Raw genomic sequence first — 17,769 nt, 5'->3', positions numbered from 1 at the left:
ATGACTGTTATCGCTAGCGTAAAAACTTGTCTTGCTAGTTTAAGGGGCGCTCAAGCAAGTTTAAGCTCCCTTTCATTAAATTCACAGGATGAAGAATCAAAACGCGTATTTCATGAATGTATGTTAGAAATGGACAGCGTCATCGCTGATGTAAAAGATAGAGTTTCAGTATTAGAACGTGAAGAACCTCAATATAAAGGGTTTTAAGTAGACTGGAGGAAATGACTATGTCTCACCTGCCCGAATGGACACTCGTTATTCTTCGCTCTGTATTCATATTAATCATTTTATTCGCTATTACGAAATGGTTAGGGAAAAGACAGATCTCTCAGCTCTCCTTTTTTGAATACATAGCCGGAATGACAATCGGTGACATCGCTGCCCAAGTATCTACAGGGCTCGATTCAAAATTTTTCCACGGCGTCTTTGCGATACTCATTTTCGCTGTGGTACCTTTTTTCACAGGAATCCTCTCCTTAAAGAACAAAACAGCTCGGGACTTCTTTGAAGGGAAATCTACCGTATTAATAAAAGATGGAAAAGTACTCGAAGATAACTTAAAGAAAGAAAAATATACAAGTGACGAATTACTTGAACTACTCCGAGGAAAAAATGCATTCAGCGTAGCGGATGTTGAATTTGCTGTACTAGAACCGAGCGGTGAATTAAATGTATTATTAAAGAAAGATCGCCAACCACTTACAGCAAAAGACGTAGGTTTAAAAGTACCAAACGAGAAGGAACCACAAACTGTTATTATGGATGGAAATGTACTAGATGAACCTCTGTCATCAAGCGGGCATAACCGCGCTTGGCTACATTCAGAATTAGAAAAGCTCGGCGTTGTCATTGAAAATGTTTTTCTCGGTCAAGTTGACTCATACGGGCAACTTACTATCGACATTTATAATGACAAACTCCAAATGCCTTCTCCTCAAAACAAACCTTTATTATTGGCATCTTTAAAAAAATGTCATGCTGACCTTGAGCTATTTTCTTTAGAAACAAAATCGAAATCAGCAAGCGAAATGTATAGTAAAAACGCGAAACAAATCGAAAAGATTTTAAATAGAGTAACCTATCTTTTAAAAGAATAAATATCGAAAGAACGCTTCAATCAAAAGGCGTTCTTTTCTTTTTTTCTACAGTTTTCATGACGTTTAAATTTATGTAATTCGGTTATGATGTTGAAGATACATAAGCAGGGAATTTCAAAAACATAGCGAATATTTCATGGTACAACTACATATTTTTTTGATTTAAAGTGGTTTCGTTTGACCTTTATTGACCATAATTGTATTATAAGACTAAGAAAGCTTTAGAAGGAGGAAATAACAGATGAATTTAATTCCTACAGTAATTGAACAAACAAATCGTGGAGAACGCGCTTACGATATTTACTCTCGACTATTAAAAGACCGCATCATTATGCTTGGTAGTGCAATTGATGACAACGTAGCTAACTCAATTGTTTCCCAGCTTTTATTCTTGGAATCTCAAGATCCAGAAAAAGATATTCACATCTACATCAATAGCCCTGGTGGTTCTATCACAGCAGGTATGGCAATTTACGATACAATGCAGTTTATTAAACCACAAGTATCAACAATCTGTATCGGTATGGCTGCATCTATGGGTGCATTCTTACTTGCAGCAGGTGAAAAAGGAAAACGTTTCGCTCTTCCTAACAGTGAAGTAATGATTCACCAACCACTTGGCGGAGCACAAGGTCAAGCGACTGAAATCGAAATCGCTGCAAAACGTATCCTATTCTTACGTGAAAAATTAAACCAAATTCTTGCTGACCGCACAGGTCAACCACTTGAAGTACTACAACGCGACACAGACCGCGACAACTTCATGACAGCAGAAAGAGCTTTAGAATACGGCTTAATTGATAAGATCTTTACAAATCGTTAATAGATTTAAAGCGGAAGCGGCTCGTTCAGAACAGGAGGAAGTTGGAACCCCTTCATTCGAGGCGCTTTTTGCCTCGAATGAAGGGGCGAAGCGACCGGAGATTCTAGCCGCTGGAGCTGGATACACTTAAAAGCAGAAGCGCCCTATTACAGGGCGCTTTTTTATCATGTATTTCCACTTACATACCCCACCTGGTATTACCCTAAATATATCAACGATTTTTCAATTATATCGAACAAAACTCAAATTATATCAACGATTTTTTTAATATATCAACGGTTCGACACAACATATCGATTTACCGACAATCTACGACAAGGACAAACCAGCTACATACCCCCTATCCCGCAAACTCCCCTTAAGTAAACAGCAAAAACAAAAAAGCTATCGCACATGCGCGATAGCCATTTTATTGTACATATGCAGCTAATGCTTCTAAAGCCTCTTCTGCATCTGAACCTTCTGTTGTAATTGTTATCATGCTACCAGTTCCGATTGCTAAGCTCATAATCCCCATTATGCTCTTTGCATTTACTGTCTTTCCATCTTTCTCGATAAAGATATCTGCATGAAAGCGATTTGCCTCTTGTACAAACAACGCAGCCGGACGTGCTTGCAAGCCGTTTTTTAATGAAACTTTAACCTGTTTTTGAACCACAGCTCCATTTCCCCTTTAACCTCTTATTTTTTTGCTATCGTTTCCCCCGCGCGTAATTTCTCTGCAATATCATCGATTTTACGCAAACGATGATTAATACCCGATTTACTAATTTTCCCCCCGGATACCATCTCACCTAACTCTTTCAATGTTACATCTTGATAATCTCTTCTTAGTTGCGCAATTTCTCTTAGTTTATCTGGTAAAATATCTAGACCAACTGACTCATCAATATAGCGGATATTTTCAATCTGCCTTAGCGCTGCACCAATTGTTTTATTTAAATTAGCTGTTTCGCAGTTCACTAGTCGATTCACTGAATTACGCATATCACGAACAATTCGAATATCTTCAAATCTTAAAAGTGCGTTATGAGCACCTATAATATTTAAAAATTCCGTAATTTTTTCTGCTTCTTTCAAATACGTAATGTACCCTTTTCTTCTTTCCAACGTCTTACTATTTAAATCAAATCCGTTCATCAGTTCACATATAGCATCATTATGTTCCTTATATAACGAAAAGATCTCTAAATGATAAGATGATGTTTCTGGGTTATTTACTGAACCACCTGCTAAAAATGCACCTCGTAAATACGATCGTTTACAACATTTCTTCTCAATTAATTCTTGTGATATATTTCGAATAAATGAAAAGTCGTCCCGGACAATATGGAGATCTGCTAATATTTCACGAGACTTCTCAACAAGCCGCACAATATATACATTATTTTTCTTCAATCGCATTTTTTTACGAACAAGTAATTCTACCGTTACGTCATATCCTTTTTTCAAAAGCGTATAAATCCTTCTTGCAATTGCCGCATTTTCCGTTTGAATATCGATAGATAGACGACGATTTGAAAAAGAAAGCGACCCGTTCATTCGAAGTAATGCTGATAATTCTACTTTCTCACAGCATTCCTTCACCTCAAGATTCGTCAACTCTTTCTTTGTTTCCGATGCAAATGACACAGTCAACACCTCCTTATACGATTATTATGGAACAAAAATCTTGTCCTATATGAATGAGGAGCGTTACCTCAAAACGAGGTAACGCACATTTATAACAGTGAATATAAAATAGAAGCTAACTTTAACGTATCATGCCTTACAACACGCTCATCATACTTCGCTAATCTATCTTGAATGACATCAATATTATTTTCAGTAAAACGCTCTTCATCCACTACAACTGGTGTCGACATTTCTTCCTCGTATAACTTGCGTAATTCACAAGGAATATCACGATTATTTACAATTGCAGTATCGATAAATGGTTGCCCTAAATGATCATGTAACGCCTGCACATGATCAAACGCAGTATACCCCATCGTTTCACCCGCTTGTGTCATAACATTACATACATATACCTTCTTTGCTTTTGCAGCAAGAACAGCGTCCCCAATTTTATTAACAACTAAATTCGGCAATATACTCGTATACAAACTTCCTGGACCGAAAACAAGTAAATCAGCTCGTTTAATCTCAGCTAACGTTTCATGTAACGGCTCTACATCTTCTGGAGTTAAAAAGACACGGTTAATCTTCTTTCCGAAATACGGAATCTTTGATTCACCTGTTACAATTTCTCCATCCTCTAGTTCCGCATGCAGTACTGCACTTTGATTCGCTGCTGGTAATACACGTCCTCTGACATTTAATACTTTACTCGTTTCTGTAATTGCATGGAAAAAGTCTCCTGTAATCGAGGTCATACCTGCCAATAACAGATTTCCTAACGCATGACCTTTCAGTCCGTCTCCCGTTGTGAAACGATGCTGAAATAAAGCTTCCACCAGGGGCTCTACATCCGACAGTGCAACAAGTACGTTACGAATGTCACCTGGGGGTGGAATTTCTAGCTCATCACGTAATCTACCTGAACTGCCACCATCATCAGCGATTGTAACAACTGCTGTAATATCAACAGGATATTGCTTTAATCCTCTTAATAAAACAGAGAGTCCAGTTCCTCCTCCCATGATGACAATTTTAGGTTTTCTCTCTTTTTTCATCCCCTAATGGCCCTTTCTCTTCTCCACATCACGATGAGATACATGAACGCTATACTCTGGTTTCAAATGTTTCCCAAGGTACTCTGTAAGCGTAACAGAACGATGCTGTCCACCTGTACATCCAATTGCAATTACAAGTTGACTTTTGCCTTCTCTTTTATAATGAGGCAGCATGAAAGTAATGAGATCTATCAGTTTCTCTAAAAACTTATGTGTCTCATTAAATTTCAGTACATACGACGAAACTTCTTCATCTAGTCCTGTTAATGGCTTCATATGTGGAATGTAATATGGATTTGGTAAAAAACGAACATCAAATACTAAATCTGCATCAATTGGAATACCGTACTTAAATCCAAAGGACATAACATTTACACGAAATGCTTGCTCAGTTTCAGTAGAAAACAAATGAACAATTTTTTCACGTAATTCTTTCGGTTTTAAATCCGATGTATCAAGCACAATATTCGCTCGTGCCTTCATATCTGTTAATAAACTACGCTCCGCTTCGATTCCCTTTAACGGCAAACCAGTCGGCGCAAGCGGATGCGAACGTCTCGTTTCTTTATAACGAGTTACAAGCGTACTATCTTTCGCATCTAAAAATAAAATATGAGGAATAATCCATGTACGTTCTGATAAATCATCAAGCGCTCCCCATAAATGTTCGAAAAACTCTCGGCCACGTAAATCAACGCCAAGCGCTACTTTATTCATTTTCCCTTTTGAATCCGACATAAGCTCAATAAACTTCGGCAATAACATCGGCGGTAAATTATCTACACAAAAATATCCTAAATCTTCAAAACTTTGTAAAGCTACTGTTTTTCCGGCTCCAGACATTCCTGTAATAATCACCATTTTTATATCATTATTCTCTGTCATCGTATCCTCTCCTTGGCAATTTAACTCGGATCTAATCGATATGAAAGCAGCTCAAAATCTGGGGTATATACAAATGTACCGTAGATTATACCATTCCCTTTAATTAAATAATCAATAATGTGATAATCTCCTGGCGCCATTGCTAAATCATCAATCTTATCAAATGTATGCCAACCAATGATGCCTTCTTCGCTCTCTAGTTTGTTTTCTCCTGCAAAATCTGTCGCTAAAAAGGAGAACATCATCCATTCAGAAACAACTTTATCACCTTCTTGGATGACAAAGGTGAAGACCCCTTTTAACGCTGGGTTCTTTAAATAAATACCTGTTTCTTCACGATACTCGCGAACAACGGAATCTCTTACTGTCTCACCACGCTCCATCTTCCCGCCTGGTGCAACCCACCAATTTCGGCGAGGTTTTTGGAGTAAGAGTACTTCATTATCTCTAATTAACACACAGTTTGTCACTCTTTGCATGTTTCTTCACCTCAGCTACTTGCAGCAAAATTTATCACTGCATACTCATTTCATTATACTATCAAAAACAGTTTGCTACAACGAAGGAGCCAGTCCTCTTTCGCTAAACACATAGTCCTCAACAATTGTAAAAAAGCTTTCTATAACAAGCAATCTAAATGCTTGCAATTACAATGAATCACACATAAAAATCCCCTTAACGATTTTTATCGCTAAGGGGATTACATTCTTTATTTCTTACCGAAATAAGTAACAATCGTAAATCCTAAAATGAAGGTAATGATCGAACTTACAATTGAAAATCCGCCAGTTGGAATACCAGGGAAAACAATTACAATCGAACCGATAACAAGTCCAATAATTACTGCAAATGTCATATTTTTATAACGATCTAATAAAAAGCTAATTCCTTTACTACTTACAACAAATCCGACCATAACACCAGCACCAATAACCATAATTAATGGTAAATTAAGTGTAGTTAAAGCGTTAATTGCCGTTGGATAAACACCAATAATTAATAAAATAAACGATCCGCTAATTCCAGGAAGGAGCATAGCCATACTAGCCATCCATCCTGCGAAAAATAAACCGATTGCATTTAAAATTGTTAACGTCGTAATTGGATCTGCTGCCTTATCTAGCTTAAAGAACGCTGTTATCGCAACAAGAATAGCTGCAATTATTAATAAAGCGATGTGCTTACCTTTAAACGTCGCCTTTGCATCAGCTTCTCTCATTAACATCGGTAATATACTAATAATTAAACCGAGGAAGAAAAATTGAGTCGGTTCATAATGATTTGCAAGTAAATATTTAATAACGTGACTTAACGTTAAAAACGCTGCCGCCACACCAGCTGCAAGGGGAATTAAAAATCCTAAATGTTTTTTCCATTCACGACTAAAGAACCCGCTAATTGCCGCAAGCAATTGTTCATAAATCCCTAACACTACAGCGATTGTACCGCCGCTCACACCAGGAATTAAATCACTAACTCCCATACAAAATCCACGATATATATTACGCCATTCCATACTGAATAAATTCCTCATTTCTTATAGTGATTTTTTCCGTAAAGTCCAGTATATCAATAAGAAAGCTTATAATCCTAATTGTTTTTGACAAAACTTCGACATTTTTACATAAAAAAAGAAAGCTCCTATCGGTAGCTTTCTTCTCAAAAGGAGTATTACCCCTTATTTTTCTGTTACAGTTTTTAATTCCTCTAACAATTCTTCTACGTAATGTTGTGCACTTTGTGCAGCAATACTACCGTCACCTGTTGCCGTTACAATTTGACGAAGCATTTTTTCACGAACATCACCTGCTGCGAAAATACCAGGAACTTTCGTTTCCATACGCTCGTTCGTTTCAAGGTAACCATTTTCATTTGTAATACCTAGTTCAACAAATGGTTTTGATAAAGGTAACATACCGATGTATACGAAAACGCCATCAGTTTTTACTTCTTTCTCTTCTCCACTATTTACGTCTACAAGTGTTACACTTCCTACTTTACCATTTGCATCATTAATTTCTTTTATAGTGTGATTCCAAATGAAATCCACTTTCTCGTTTTGGAATGCACGATCTTGTAAAATTTTCTGTGCACGAAGAGTGTCACGACGGTGAACGATTGTTACTTTTGATGCGAAGCGCGTTAAGAACACACCCTCTTCAACAGCTGAATCTCCGCCTCCAATAACAACAAGTTCTTTTCCTTTAAAGAATGCCCCATCACATACTGCACAATATGATACACCGCGGCCGCCAAGCTCTGTTTCACCTGGCACACCAATTTTTTTATATTCTGCACCGCTTGCAACGATAATTGCACGTGCTTTATATTCTTTTTTACCAGCAATAATTGTTTTATATTCTTTACCATCGATGACTGCTTTCACATCACCATATGCATATTCAGCACCAAATTTCTTCGCATGCTCGAACATTTTATTTGATAAGTCTGGTCCTAAAATAGACTCATAACCTGGATAATTTTCTACATCTTCTGTGTTTGCCATTTGGCCACCTGGAATACCACGCTCAAGCATTAATGTGCTTAAATTCGCACGAGATGTATATACTGCAGCTGTCATACCAGCTGGTCCTGCACCAATAATAATGACATCATAAATTTTTTCTTCTGACACACCATTCACTCCTATCCATTCCTACACAATTAAGTTACCCTCATTATACTGTTAGCATCATTTTTTTCCCAATGATTTGCTTATACTATGTGTGCGTACGCTTAACAGCTTGCACATACTTTCGAACAGTCGCTACAGATACATTATATACATCTCCAAGCTCCGACTGTGTCATCTTATTTCCTTGTTCGCCGCGCACAATATATTCAATTGCCGCCGACCAACCGTACACGTTTGTAAAAACAGACCCGGATGTATATAAACGTATGAACGTACAAAACCAAAAGTGTAAACACTCTTCGATTAGTTCATCGTCCTTTTTCGTATAATTATATAATGCGTCCGCGATTCGCGCGCATTGTTCAAATTGCTGTAAATCAGCAGGAATACCTTTATGACTATTAAGTAAAAAGAAATACTTTGCAAGTTGCGATACAATTGGAACACCATTTTTCACTTGCGTTACATCAAAAAAGAATCCGACCTTCTCTGGTGTTGACAATTCATTCATTAAATATAAAGCTAGCATTTGCTCCTCTAGCGTCGCACTTTGCTGAAATGACTTTTGTAATTCTTCAAACAACACGTTTTGCCCTTCATCCGCTAAATTTAGTGCGTTCCACGGCTCTTTTCCTTTTTTATCAGGGTGCAATTCTACTACATGTTGCCACATTTTTTCAGCTACTTGCTGATTTTTCACCATATACGCAGAATAAGCAAACCAATAATAAAAACTTACGTCTCCCTCATATCCTTGACGCTTTAATACTTTGAACCACTTATATGCATGCTCGAAATAACCAATTGTTGCAAGGGTCGTTCCAAGTTTCAAACGATGTTCAAATGAAATCGGATATACTGAAACTAGCTGTCCCGCTAATGCTTCTACTTGTTTATGTTCCCCAATTGAATATAGAAAAATAAGCGTATTACAAAGCGCATGTATATTACCAGGATTTTTCTCTAAAATCATTTCCGTTAATTTCAGCGCTTTGTCTACATTACCAGATTGAAAATGTGCGATGGCTAAATTATTATGACCCGACCAAAATTCCGGATAATCTTTCGTAACAATTTCTAATGTAGCAATGGCTTCTTCTAATTGTCCATTACGAATATAACGATTTGCCTCTTCTTGCATAACAATTAAATCATCTTCATCCTCAATCTCTTCCGCACCCATTGCTTCTTCTTCCATAATCTCAAGCAATTCTAATGTATCTTCTACAAATTCCTTCTCTTTCGCAACTTCTAAATATCGATCCGCATACTTCTTCGCTTGTTGAAATAAACCCATATATGCATAATTATTTGCAATAAAATAATAGCATTGTTCAAGTTCAGGGTTGGATCTAGCAAGCTTTAGAAATATCTGATTCGACTCTTGGTATTCACCAGCCTCAGATAACGCTATTGCTAATTGGCATAAAATAAACGGCTCCTTCTCGCTTTGTGCCGCTCTTCGAAAATATTTAATTGCATCTTGCAATTTTTGCCCTTTGTAAGCCCTCATCCCTTTTTTATAAAAGAAGTCCGCTAATTGGTTAAAAGAGATAACTTGTCCGTTCTCCTTATATATCCTTTGATTTTTCCCCATATATCCTCCAGTTTTTTGTTTTCTTCGCTCACACATTCTTCTATCTATAAGTATAAACGATTCCGTAAAAAACAAAACAGTATATTATACTCAATTATTTCCTTTTTATTCATAAAAAAAGAAAAGAAATGTTACATTTTTAGCATCAACCTTCTCGGGCCGCCATTTCCTCTTTCGTATAAATAATACGCATTGGATTTCCACCTACGAAAGCGCCGCTCGGTACATCTTTATGGACAAGTGTTCCAGCCGAAACAATGGCGCTATCTCCAATCCTTACCCCTGGTAAGATTGTCGTGTTCGCTCCAATCATCACTTCATTCCCTATGACGATCTCTCCAAGTCGATATTCACGAATCAAATATTCATGTGCTAAAAGCGTTGTATTGTATCCGATAATTGAATTGTCGCCCACAGTAATTTTTTCGGGAAACATAATATCCGGCATAACCATAAGTGCAAATGATGTTTTTCCTCCTACTTTCATTCCTAAAAACGTACGATATAACCAATTCTTCACAGATAAAAATGGTGTGTAACGTGCAATGTGAATAATAATAAAGTTTTTCATTACCTTCCAAAAAGACACGGTTTTATACACATTCCATAATGAATTCTCTCCTGAAACAGGATAGCGCGTTGTCCGTCGCACTTAACCCTCTCCTCTACTTATGATCGGTTAATACCGGACAAAATCGGCAGTAAATCACTCATTTTATCTAGCATAAAGTCTGGTTTGTAAGATTCTAAATACGCTCTACCTTTCAAAGTCCATGAAACCGCAGCTGTTTTCGTACCCGCATTTTGTCCGCCGACAATATCATGGTGATTATCCCCAACCATCACTGTTTCTCCTGGTTTCGCATGTAGTAACTCGAGCGCTTTTTGAAGTGGTTCTGGATGTGGCTTCACATGTTCCACATCATCAATTGTCACGACAACATCAAAAAACTCATCAAGCTTTGACAACTTTAATCCCATCTCAACGGTTTGTCTCGCTTTCGTTGTAACAATACCAACTTTATAACCTTGTTTTTTCAACTCTTGAACTGTTTCGTATACAGTTTCATATTCTTCTACTAATTCATCATGATGCTCATGGTTAAATTGACGATAACATGTAATCATCTCTTCAACTTTATTTTCATCAATCTTGCTGAAAGTATCATGCAAAGATGGACCGATAAATGGCAGCACATCTTCACGCTTATATTGATCTGAATAATATGTATTTAAAGTGTGTAAAAAAGAAGAAATAATAAGTTCGTTTGTATTAATTAAAGTTCCATCTAAATCAAATAACACTGTATTTATTTGCATCGCCCTAGTCCTTTCGCTTTCCTGAATATGAAAGAAGCAGCATCTTATAATAAGATGCTACTTGTCTCTAATTTTCTGAATATCTTTTATCAGCTTGCCCCATTTTTCGTCTCACAATAATGAAAATAATAGAAATAACAACAAGTCCAATTGACATTACTTGTGCAATACGAAGTGGTCCTAGCATTAAACTATCTGTACGTAAGCCTTCTACGAAGAAGCGCCCTACTGAATACCAAATTAAATATGTAAAGAATAATTCCCCGCGTCGTAAATTCACTTTTCGTAGTGCGAGTAATAAAATGACACCTGCAAAATTCCATAATGATTCATATAAAAACGTCGGGTGATAATACACACCCTCGATATACATTTGATTAATAATGAAATCTGGTAAATGAAGACCTTCTAAAAACTGTCTCGTTACTTCATCACCATGCGCCTCTTGGTTCATAAAGTTTCCCCATCGGCCAATTGCTTGTCCTAATAAAATACTCGGCGCAGCAATATCCGCCAACTTCCAGAATGAAAGCCCGCGTCGTTTTGCAAAAAGAATACCTGTAATAACAGCCCCGATTAAACCACCATGAATCGCCAAGCCACCTTGACGAATATTAATAATTTGACTCGGATTTTGCGCGTAATATTCCCATTCAAAAATAACATAGTACATTCTCGCAAATAGAATAGCGATCGGTACTGCAATTAATACAAGGTCAACAAATGTATCTTTTGGAATACCTAGCCTTTCTCCCTCACGAGTTGCTAGCCAAAGACCTAATAGCACACCTGTACCGATAATAATCCCATACCAATAAACAGGAAACGGCCCAAGTTGGATGGCTACGCGGTCAAGCTGTGGTACAGAACCTAACAGCATATGTATGACCTCCCTCTCCAAAGTTTACTCCTGATTCCCTAACTCAATCGCACTCATTAATCGTTCAGAAAACTGTTGTGCCGCATTGACTCCCATACGTTTCAAACGGAAGTTCATCGCTGCTACTTCAATAATAACAGCCAAGTTTCGACCAGGACGAACTGGAAGTGTAATCTTCGTAAGTTCTGTATCAATAATCTTCATCTTCTCTTCATCAAGACCTAAGCGATCATAATTTTTCTTTTGATCCCAAATTTCAAGATTAATAACAAGTGTAATACGCTTATAATTTCGCACTGCCCCTGCACCAAATAACGTCATAACGTTAATGATACCTAGACCACGAATTTCTAATAAATGCTCAATTAAATCTGGTGAGCTTCCTACTAATGTGTCTTCATCTTCTTGGCGAATTTCTACACTATCATCCGCAACAAGGCGATGGCCACGCTTCACAAGTTCAAGAGCTGTCTCACTTTTACCAACACCACTTTGACCTGTAATTAAAACACCAACACCGTAAATATCCACTAATACACCATGAACAGCAGTTGTTGGTGCTAACTTACCTTCTAAATAATTTGTTAAACGACTTGATAATCTCGTTGTCGTTTGAGAAGAACGTAATAAAGGCATGCCTGATTCACGTGATGCTTGTAATAACTCATCTGGTACATCTTGATTACGAGTTATAATAATACATGGCGTCTCCTCGGTACAAAGCGCTTTCATTCTCTCTTGTTTTTGCTCTGTCGTTAACGTATCAAAGAACGTAAGCTCCGTTTTTCCAAGAAGCTGCACGCGATCAGCTGGATAATATGTAAAGAATCCTGCCATTTCAATTCCAGGTCGTGATAAATCACTTGTATCAATCGGACGATGAATTCCTTCTTCACCACTTATTAACTCCAATTGAAATTGTTCAATTAAATCTTTTGTCCTTACTTTTGGCATATGTATAAACCTCCACTCCGCTGCGGGTTCAGTCTCGTTTGATGTAAAATTCCATTCTACCGGATATTGTACCATTTTTTTCTGGAAACAAGAAATACGGTTTCTCATAAATAGAAAAAAACATTTCATACGAATGATGAAATGTTTTTCTTTTTGTCATTTTCTCTTTTTTTCATATAACGGTTCAACAATTGCCTTTTCAATTATCATATTAAAAATAGAAATACAAATTGCCGCAATAATTGCTACGCCAAACCCTGTTATATTAAAAGCATCTCCTAATAATGAATCTGTTATTTTTAACGTAATCGCATTAATAACAATTAAGAAGAACCCGAACGTTACAACAGTAATTGGTAGCGTAATTAAAATTAAAAATGGTTTTACAAACACATTTAAAACCGCCAATATAATACTCGCAATAATTGCAGTTTGTATATTTGCTACGTAAAACGCGTCTGGTGCAATCCCTTTTAAAAGTCCCGATACAGCAATTAACACAACGCTATTTACAAGAAGTGATACAATCCATCTCATTTTCTTACACATCCTTTTGACATATATATTTCATCATACGCTAATAGACAATAAACGCAAGTATCATACAAACACTTATATCAACTTATTCTACCCTTCATGCTTGTATACCTACTAACATCTCCTAGTAAAATAAGGACCACACCATCTATGTTCATGAGTTTTTACAAAAGTCCAAGTGAAATCTTTATCTACAATATATATATCACCTTTATACATATCATCTGTTTCACGTAATATATCATCCATACTTAATAAACTCGCATCTTTTATTAGTAGTACGTCATTACAGTGTTGATAGAAGATACAGCACTCCTTTTTCACTTCATTATGAAACGCGTTCTCCGCTTCTTTCCCCTCTAAACACTTCTTCTTCTCATAACTAAATATGTGCCAAAGATACCCACAGCCATACTTATCTCCATAAAGGAAAATGTCTTCTTTTTCTTCATCACTTAAATGGTTTGCAAAATGCTCCTCCCAGCGCTTGCGAAAATATACACCCCAATTTTGAAACTCTCTTACCTTCATATTTTTCTTTCTTAAAACATCTATAAACTCCATTTTCTCCCTCTATGAACGAAAAACCGAGTGTCATTTCCACTCGGTTTTTCGTAATAAACTTATTGCGATAGCTCTACTTCTTTTATTTTCTCTTTCATTCTTGCTTTATCACGATTTAAAATCTCTTTTAAATACTTACCTGTATACGAGCGTTCTTCTTTTACTACTTGCTCTGGCGTTCCAGAAGCGACGATTTGTCCACCTTTGTCCCCGCCCTCTGGTCCAAGGTCAACGATATAATCAGCTGTTTTAATCACATCTAAATTATGTTCAATTACAAGTACCGTCTCACCACTCTCTACAAGACGTTGCAACACTTCTAGAAGACGTGCAATATCATGTGCATGTAAACCTGTCGTTGGTTCGTCTAAAATGTATAACGTACGCCCTGTAGAACGACGGTGTAATTCAGAGGCTAATTTCACGCGCTGTGCTTCACCACCTGATAACGTCGTTGCCGGCTGTCCTAATTTCATATAACCTAGCCCAACGTCTACAAGCGTTTGAAGTTTACGCTTAATTTTTGGGATATTAGCGAAGAACTCTACCCCATCTTCAATTGTCATTCCTAATACTTCAGAAATGTTCTTATCTTTATATTTCACTTCTAACGTTTCACGGTTGTAACGTTTACCATGACAAACTTCACACGGCACGTATACGTCTGGTAAGAAGTGCATTTCGATTTTAATAATTCCATCACCACGGCACGCTTCACAACGTCCGCCTTTCACATTAAAGCTAAAACGTCCTTTTTGATATCCGCGCACTTTCGCTTCATTCGTTTGAGCAAACACATCACGAATATCATCGAATACACCTGTATACGTCGCTGGGTTAGAACGTGGTGTACGACCGATTGGTGATTGATCAATATCAATTACTTTATCTAAATGCTCAAGACCTTTAATCTCTTTATGAGTACCTGGCTTCGCTTTCGCTTTATATAACTTTTGCGCTAACGATTTATATAGTACTTCATTAATCATCGTACTTTTACCTGATCCAGATACACCCGTTACCGCTACAAACGTACCAAGTGGGAATGACATCTTCGCATTCTTTAAGTTATTCTCTTTTGCACCGACAATCTCCACTTTACGTCCGTCACCTTTACGTCTTTCAAGTGGAACTGGAATAAACTCTTTACCGCTTAAATATTTTCCTGTTAACGAATTCTCATCTTGCATAACTTCAGCTGGTGTACCTGCTGATACAACTTGACCACCGTGAATACCTGCACCAGGTCCGATATCAAGTAAATAATCAGCAGCCATCATCGTATCTTCATCATGCTCAACAACAATTAACGTATTTCCTAAGTCACGCATTTCCTGCAATGTACGAATAAGACGATCATTATCGCGCTGATGTAAACCGATAGAAGGCTCATCAAGGATGTAAAGTACGCCAGTGAGTCGAGAACCAATTTGTGTTGCTAGGCGAATACGTTGTGCCTCACCACCTGATAAAGTACCAGCCGCACGACTTAACGTTAAATAATCTAAGCCAACGTTTACTAAGAAACCTACACGTTCTTGAATTTCTCTTAAAATTAAATGAGCAATTTTTTGTTGTTTCTCCGTTAACTCAACATTTGAGAAGAATTCCTGTACTTCTTGAACAGAATATTTCGTTACGTCAGCAATCGTTTTATCACCAACGAAAACAGCTAAACTCTCAGGCTTTAAGCGTCCGCCTTTACACTTCGGACAAGCTTGCTCCGCCATATATTTCTCCATTTGTTCACGAACATAATCAGAACTCGTCTCACGATAACGACGCTCTATATTCGGAATAACACCTTCAAATAAAATCTCATTTTCCTTTACTTGACCAAATTCATTTACATAGCGGAAATAAACTTTCTCTTCACCGCTCCCGTACAACACTTTATCAAATAAATCTTTCGGTATATCTTTCACAGGCATATCCATGTCAACGCCGTAATGATTACACACAGATTGTAAAAGTTGTGGGTAATATTGTGAACTTGTCGGTTCCCAAGGAGCAATCGCATGTTCATTTAATGTTAAATCCCAGTTCGGAATGACAAGCTCTAAATCTACCTCTAACTTTGAGCCAAGTCCATCACAAGAAGGACATGCACCGAACGGACTGTTGAATGAGAACATACGTGGCTCTAATTCACCAATTGAAAAACCACAATGCGGACATGCATGATGTTCACTAAATAGAAGTTCCTCTTCTCCCATAACATCGATTAACACTCGTCCCCCGCCAAGCTTTAATGCACTTTCAAGAGAATCCGCAAGACGACTCGCAATTCCTTCCTTTACAACAATACGGTCAATTACAACTTCAATAGAATGCTTTTTATTTTTATCTAACGTAATCTCTTCTGACACATCTAGCATTTCACCATCAACACGTACACGAACATAACCTTGCTTCTTAATATCTTCAAGTACTTTCACATGTGCACCTTTACGTCCTGACACGATAGGAGCTAACACCTGTAATTTCGTACGTTCAGGATATTCAAGAACACGATCTACCATCTGTTCCACTGTTTGTGATGTAATTTCAATTCCGTGATTTGGGCAAATCGGCGTACCAATTCGTGCGAATAATAAACGTAAATAATCATAAATCTCCGTCACTGTCCCGACAGTTGAACGTGGATTACGACTCGTTGTTTTTTGATCAATCGAAATCGCTGGTGACAACCCTTCAATCGTATCGACATCCGGTTTATCCATTTGTCCTAAAAATTGGCGTGCATACGCAGATAACGATTCTACGTATCTGCGCTGCCCTTCTGCATAAATTGTATCAAACGCTAATGACGATTTCCCTGAACCAGACAATCCCGTTACAACAACAAGCTGATTTCTCGGAATGGTTACATCAATATTTTTTAAGTTATGTGCTCTAGCACCTTTTACAACGATAAAATCCTTGCTCATGCTCACTCTTTTCACCCTTCCGCTTTTAATTCTAATAGTAAATCTCTTAATTCAGCTGCACGCTCGAAGTCTAACGCTTTTGCTGCTTCTTTCATCTCTGCTTCGATCTTAGCGATTGTTTTCTCACGTTCTTTCTTCGTCATCTTCTTAGCAGGAGTTGCTTCATATGTTTCCGGTTCTTCGGCCGCTGTCGTTGCACGGATTACATCACGAACGCCTTTTTGAATCGTTTTCGGCGTGATACCATGCTCTTCATTGTAAGCTTCTTGTATAGTACGACGACGCTGCGTTTCTTCAATTGCAATTCCCATCGATCTCGTTATGCGATCTGCGTACATAATAACGCGGCCGTTTTCATTACGCGCCGCACGACCAATCGTTTGAATTAACGAACGTTCTGAACGCAAGAATCCTTCCTTATCTGCATCTAAAATAGCTACAAGTGATACTTCTGGAATATCTAATCCTTCTCTTAATAAGTTAATACCGACAAGTACATCAAACTTACCAAGGCGAAGGTCACGGATAATTTCAATACGTTCTAACGTTTTAATTTCAGAGTGAAGATAGTTCACTTTAATTCCTACATCTTTTAAGTAATCCGTTAAATCCTCTGACATTTTTTTCGTTAAAGTCGTAATTAATACACGTTCATTTTTTGCAATACGATCTTGAATTTCTCCTAATAAATCGTCAATTTGACCTTCAATTGGTCGTATATCAATTGGTGGATCTAAAAGCCCTGTTGGACGAATAATTTGTTCTATTACCCCCGGTGACTGCTCTAATTCGTATGGTCCTGGCGTTGCCGAAACGTAAATGACTTGATTCGTTTTCTCTTCAAACTCATCGAACGTGAGCGGTCTATTATC

Annotated in this window: 18 protein-coding genes and 1 pseudogene; 3 read left to right on the top strand and 16 right to left on the bottom strand. The window is 37.5% G+C overall.

From position 1 onward, the window contains the following. From JDS92_RS23060 to clpP, 3 genes are all read left to right on the top strand, one after another. Window positions 1-207: a DUF1657 domain-containing protein gene (locus tag JDS92_RS23060; protein WP_000215895.1), complete on the top strand. Its 207-nt coding sequence runs from the start codon at window positions 1-3 to the stop codon at window positions 205-207. Window positions 208-227: 20 nt separating this feature from the next. Further along, window positions 228-1,097, top strand: a complete 870-nt coding sequence (locus JDS92_RS23055; RefSeq protein ID WP_097954027.1) for a DUF421 domain-containing protein — start codon at window positions 228-230, stop codon at window positions 1,095-1,097. A 241-nt stretch (window positions 1,098-1,338) separates the two neighbouring features. Next, window positions 1,339-1,920, top strand: coding sequence for an ATP-dependent Clp endopeptidase proteolytic subunit ClpP (gene clpP, locus JDS92_RS23050; protein WP_001049156.1), 582 nt, complete (start codon window positions 1,339-1,341; stop codon window positions 1,918-1,920). A 409-nt stretch (window positions 1,921-2,329) separates the two neighbouring features. On the opposite strand, the gene JDS92_RS23040 is transcribed toward clpP, so the two are convergent. The 16 genes and pseudogenes from JDS92_RS23040 to uvrB form a co-directional block, all read right to left on the bottom strand. Then, the gene (locus tag JDS92_RS23040; protein WP_000250298.1) at window positions 2,330-2,578 is read right to left on the bottom strand and encodes an HPr family phosphocarrier protein; all 249 of its coding nucleotides are present in this window, start codon (window positions 2,576-2,578) and stop codon (window positions 2,330-2,332) included. Window positions 2,579-2,601: 23 nt separating this feature from the next. After that, window positions 2,602-3,552: a DNA-binding protein WhiA gene (gene whiA, locus JDS92_RS23035; protein ID WP_000006570.1), complete on the bottom strand. Its 951-nt coding sequence runs from the start codon at window positions 3,550-3,552 to the stop codon at window positions 2,602-2,604. Window positions 3,553-3,641: 89 nt separating this feature from the next. After that, on the bottom strand, window positions 3,642-4,595 hold the full coding sequence (locus JDS92_RS23030) for a gluconeogenesis factor YvcK family protein (protein ID WP_000712174.1): 954 nt from the start codon (window positions 4,593-4,595) through the stop codon (window positions 3,642-3,644). A 3-nt stretch (window positions 4,596-4,598) separates the two neighbouring features. Continuing rightward, the gene (rapZ, locus tag JDS92_RS23025) at window positions 4,599-5,480 is read right to left on the bottom strand and encodes an RNase adapter RapZ (protein ID WP_000138467.1); all 882 of its coding nucleotides are present in this window, start codon (window positions 5,478-5,480) and stop codon (window positions 4,599-4,601) included. A gap of 20 nt (window positions 5,481-5,500) precedes the next feature. Beyond that, window positions 5,501-5,959 (bottom strand): NUDIX hydrolase, encoded by a 459-nt coding sequence (locus JDS92_RS23020; RefSeq protein WP_001190080.1) that lies wholly within the window; start codon window positions 5,957-5,959, stop codon window positions 5,501-5,503. Window positions 5,960-6,189: 230 nt separating this feature from the next. Then, on the bottom strand, window positions 6,190-6,996 hold the full coding sequence (locus JDS92_RS23015; RefSeq protein ID WP_199632565.1) for a DUF368 domain-containing protein: 807 nt from the start codon (window positions 6,994-6,996) through the stop codon (window positions 6,190-6,192). Between the two features lie 162 nt (window positions 6,997-7,158). Further along, window positions 7,159-8,115 (bottom strand): thioredoxin-disulfide reductase, encoded by a 957-nt coding sequence (trxB, locus tag JDS92_RS23010; protein ID WP_001288066.1) that lies wholly within the window; start codon window positions 8,113-8,115, stop codon window positions 7,159-7,161. Window positions 8,116-8,200: 85 nt separating this feature from the next. Continuing rightward, window positions 8,201-9,712, bottom strand: a complete 1,512-nt coding sequence (locus JDS92_RS23005; RefSeq protein ID WP_000517711.1) for a tetratricopeptide repeat protein — start codon at window positions 9,710-9,712, stop codon at window positions 8,201-8,203. 145 nt (window positions 9,713-9,857) lie between these two features. Continuing rightward, complete coding sequence (locus JDS92_RS23000) at window positions 9,858-10,364, bottom strand: acyltransferase (RefSeq protein WP_199632564.1); 507 nt, start codon at window positions 10,362-10,364, stop codon at window positions 9,858-9,860. 17 nt (window positions 10,365-10,381) lie between these two features. After that, on the bottom strand, window positions 10,382-11,032 hold the full coding sequence (ppaX, locus tag JDS92_RS22995) for a pyrophosphatase PpaX (RefSeq protein ID WP_199632563.1): 651 nt from the start codon (window positions 11,030-11,032) through the stop codon (window positions 10,382-10,384). A gap of 67 nt (window positions 11,033-11,099) precedes the next feature. Next, complete coding sequence (gene lgt, locus JDS92_RS22990; RefSeq protein ID WP_000924230.1) at window positions 11,100-11,912, bottom strand: prolipoprotein diacylglyceryl transferase; 813 nt, start codon at window positions 11,910-11,912, stop codon at window positions 11,100-11,102. A 24-nt stretch (window positions 11,913-11,936) separates the two neighbouring features. Beyond that, complete coding sequence (gene hprK / locus JDS92_RS22985) at window positions 11,937-12,866, bottom strand: HPr(Ser) kinase/phosphatase (protein ID WP_001127251.1); 930 nt, start codon at window positions 12,864-12,866, stop codon at window positions 11,937-11,939. A 156-nt stretch (window positions 12,867-13,022) separates the two neighbouring features. Further along, complete coding sequence (locus JDS92_RS22980) at window positions 13,023-13,403, bottom strand: phage holin family protein (protein ID WP_001267312.1); 381 nt, start codon at window positions 13,401-13,403, stop codon at window positions 13,023-13,025. Window positions 13,404-13,517: 114 nt separating this feature from the next. After that, window positions 13,518-13,967: a DUF4275 family protein gene (locus tag JDS92_RS22975; RefSeq protein WP_097958739.1), complete on the bottom strand. Its 450-nt coding sequence runs from the start codon at window positions 13,965-13,967 to the stop codon at window positions 13,518-13,520. Window positions 13,968-14,026: 59 nt separating this feature from the next. Next, window positions 14,027-16,897, bottom strand: a complete 2,871-nt coding sequence (uvrA, locus tag JDS92_RS22970) for an excinuclease ABC subunit UvrA (protein ID WP_000030983.1) — start codon at window positions 16,895-16,897, stop codon at window positions 14,027-14,029. Window positions 16,898-16,908: 11 nt separating this feature from the next. After that, window positions 16,909-17,769 (bottom strand): annotated as a pseudogene (gene uvrB / locus JDS92_RS22965) (excinuclease ABC subunit B); the annotation flags it as partial.

It is taken from the genome of Bacillus cereus group sp. N12, assembly GCF_016483575.1.
Lineage (GTDB): Bacteria > Bacillota > Bacilli > Bacillales > Bacillaceae_G > Bacillus_A > Bacillus_A toyonensis.
The sequence above is the reverse complement of the archived record's forward strand: the minus strand, read 5'-3'. Positions and strand labels throughout refer to the sequence as shown.

Bases quoted from the DNA above. Each gene is read 5' to 3' on its own strand.
- JDS92_RS23030 (WP_000712174.1), bottom strand. From the start codon at position 4,595: ATGAAAAAAGAGAGAAAACCTAAAATTGTCATCATGGGAGGAGGAACT.
- uvrA (WP_000030983.1), bottom strand. From the start codon at position 16,897: ATGAGCAAGGATTTTATCGTTGTAAAAGGTGCTAGAGCACATAACTTA.
- JDS92_RS22980 (WP_001267312.1), bottom strand. From the start codon at position 13,403: ATGAGATGGATTGTATCACTTCTTGTAAATAGCGTTGTGTTAATTGCT.
- lgt (WP_000924230.1), bottom strand. From the start codon at position 11,912: ATGCTGTTAGGTTCTGTACCACAGCTTGACCGCGTAGCCATCCAACTT.
- JDS92_RS23060 (WP_000215895.1), top strand. From the start codon at position 1: ATGACTGTTATCGCTAGCGTAAAAACTTGTCTTGCTAGTTTAAGGGGC.
- clpP (WP_001049156.1), top strand. From the start codon at position 1,339: ATGAATTTAATTCCTACAGTAATTGAACAAACAAATCGTGGAGAACGC.
- JDS92_RS23055 (WP_097954027.1), top strand. From the start codon at position 228: ATGTCTCACCTGCCCGAATGGACACTCGTTATTCTTCGCTCTGTATTC.
- JDS92_RS22975 (WP_097958739.1), bottom strand. From the start codon at position 13,967: ATGGAGTTTATAGATGTTTTAAGAAAGAAAAATATGAAGGTAAGAGAG.
- JDS92_RS23020 (WP_001190080.1), bottom strand. From the start codon at position 5,959: ATGCAAAGAGTGACAAACTGTGTGTTAATTAGAGATAATGAAGTACTC.
- JDS92_RS23005 (WP_000517711.1), bottom strand. From the start codon at position 9,712: ATGGGGAAAAATCAAAGGATATATAAGGAGAACGGACAAGTTATCTCT.
- hprK (WP_001127251.1), bottom strand. From the start codon at position 12,866: ATGCCAAAAGTAAGGACAAAAGATTTAATTGAACAATTTCAATTGGAG.
- ppaX (WP_199632563.1), bottom strand. From the start codon at position 11,032: ATGCAAATAAATACAGTGTTATTTGATTTAGATGGAACTTTAATTAAT.
- rapZ (WP_000138467.1), bottom strand. From the start codon at position 5,480: ATGACAGAGAATAATGATATAAAAATGGTGATTATTACAGGAATGTCT.
- JDS92_RS23015 (WP_199632565.1), bottom strand. From the start codon at position 6,996: ATGGAATGGCGTAATATATATCGTGGATTTTGTATGGGAGTTAGTGAT.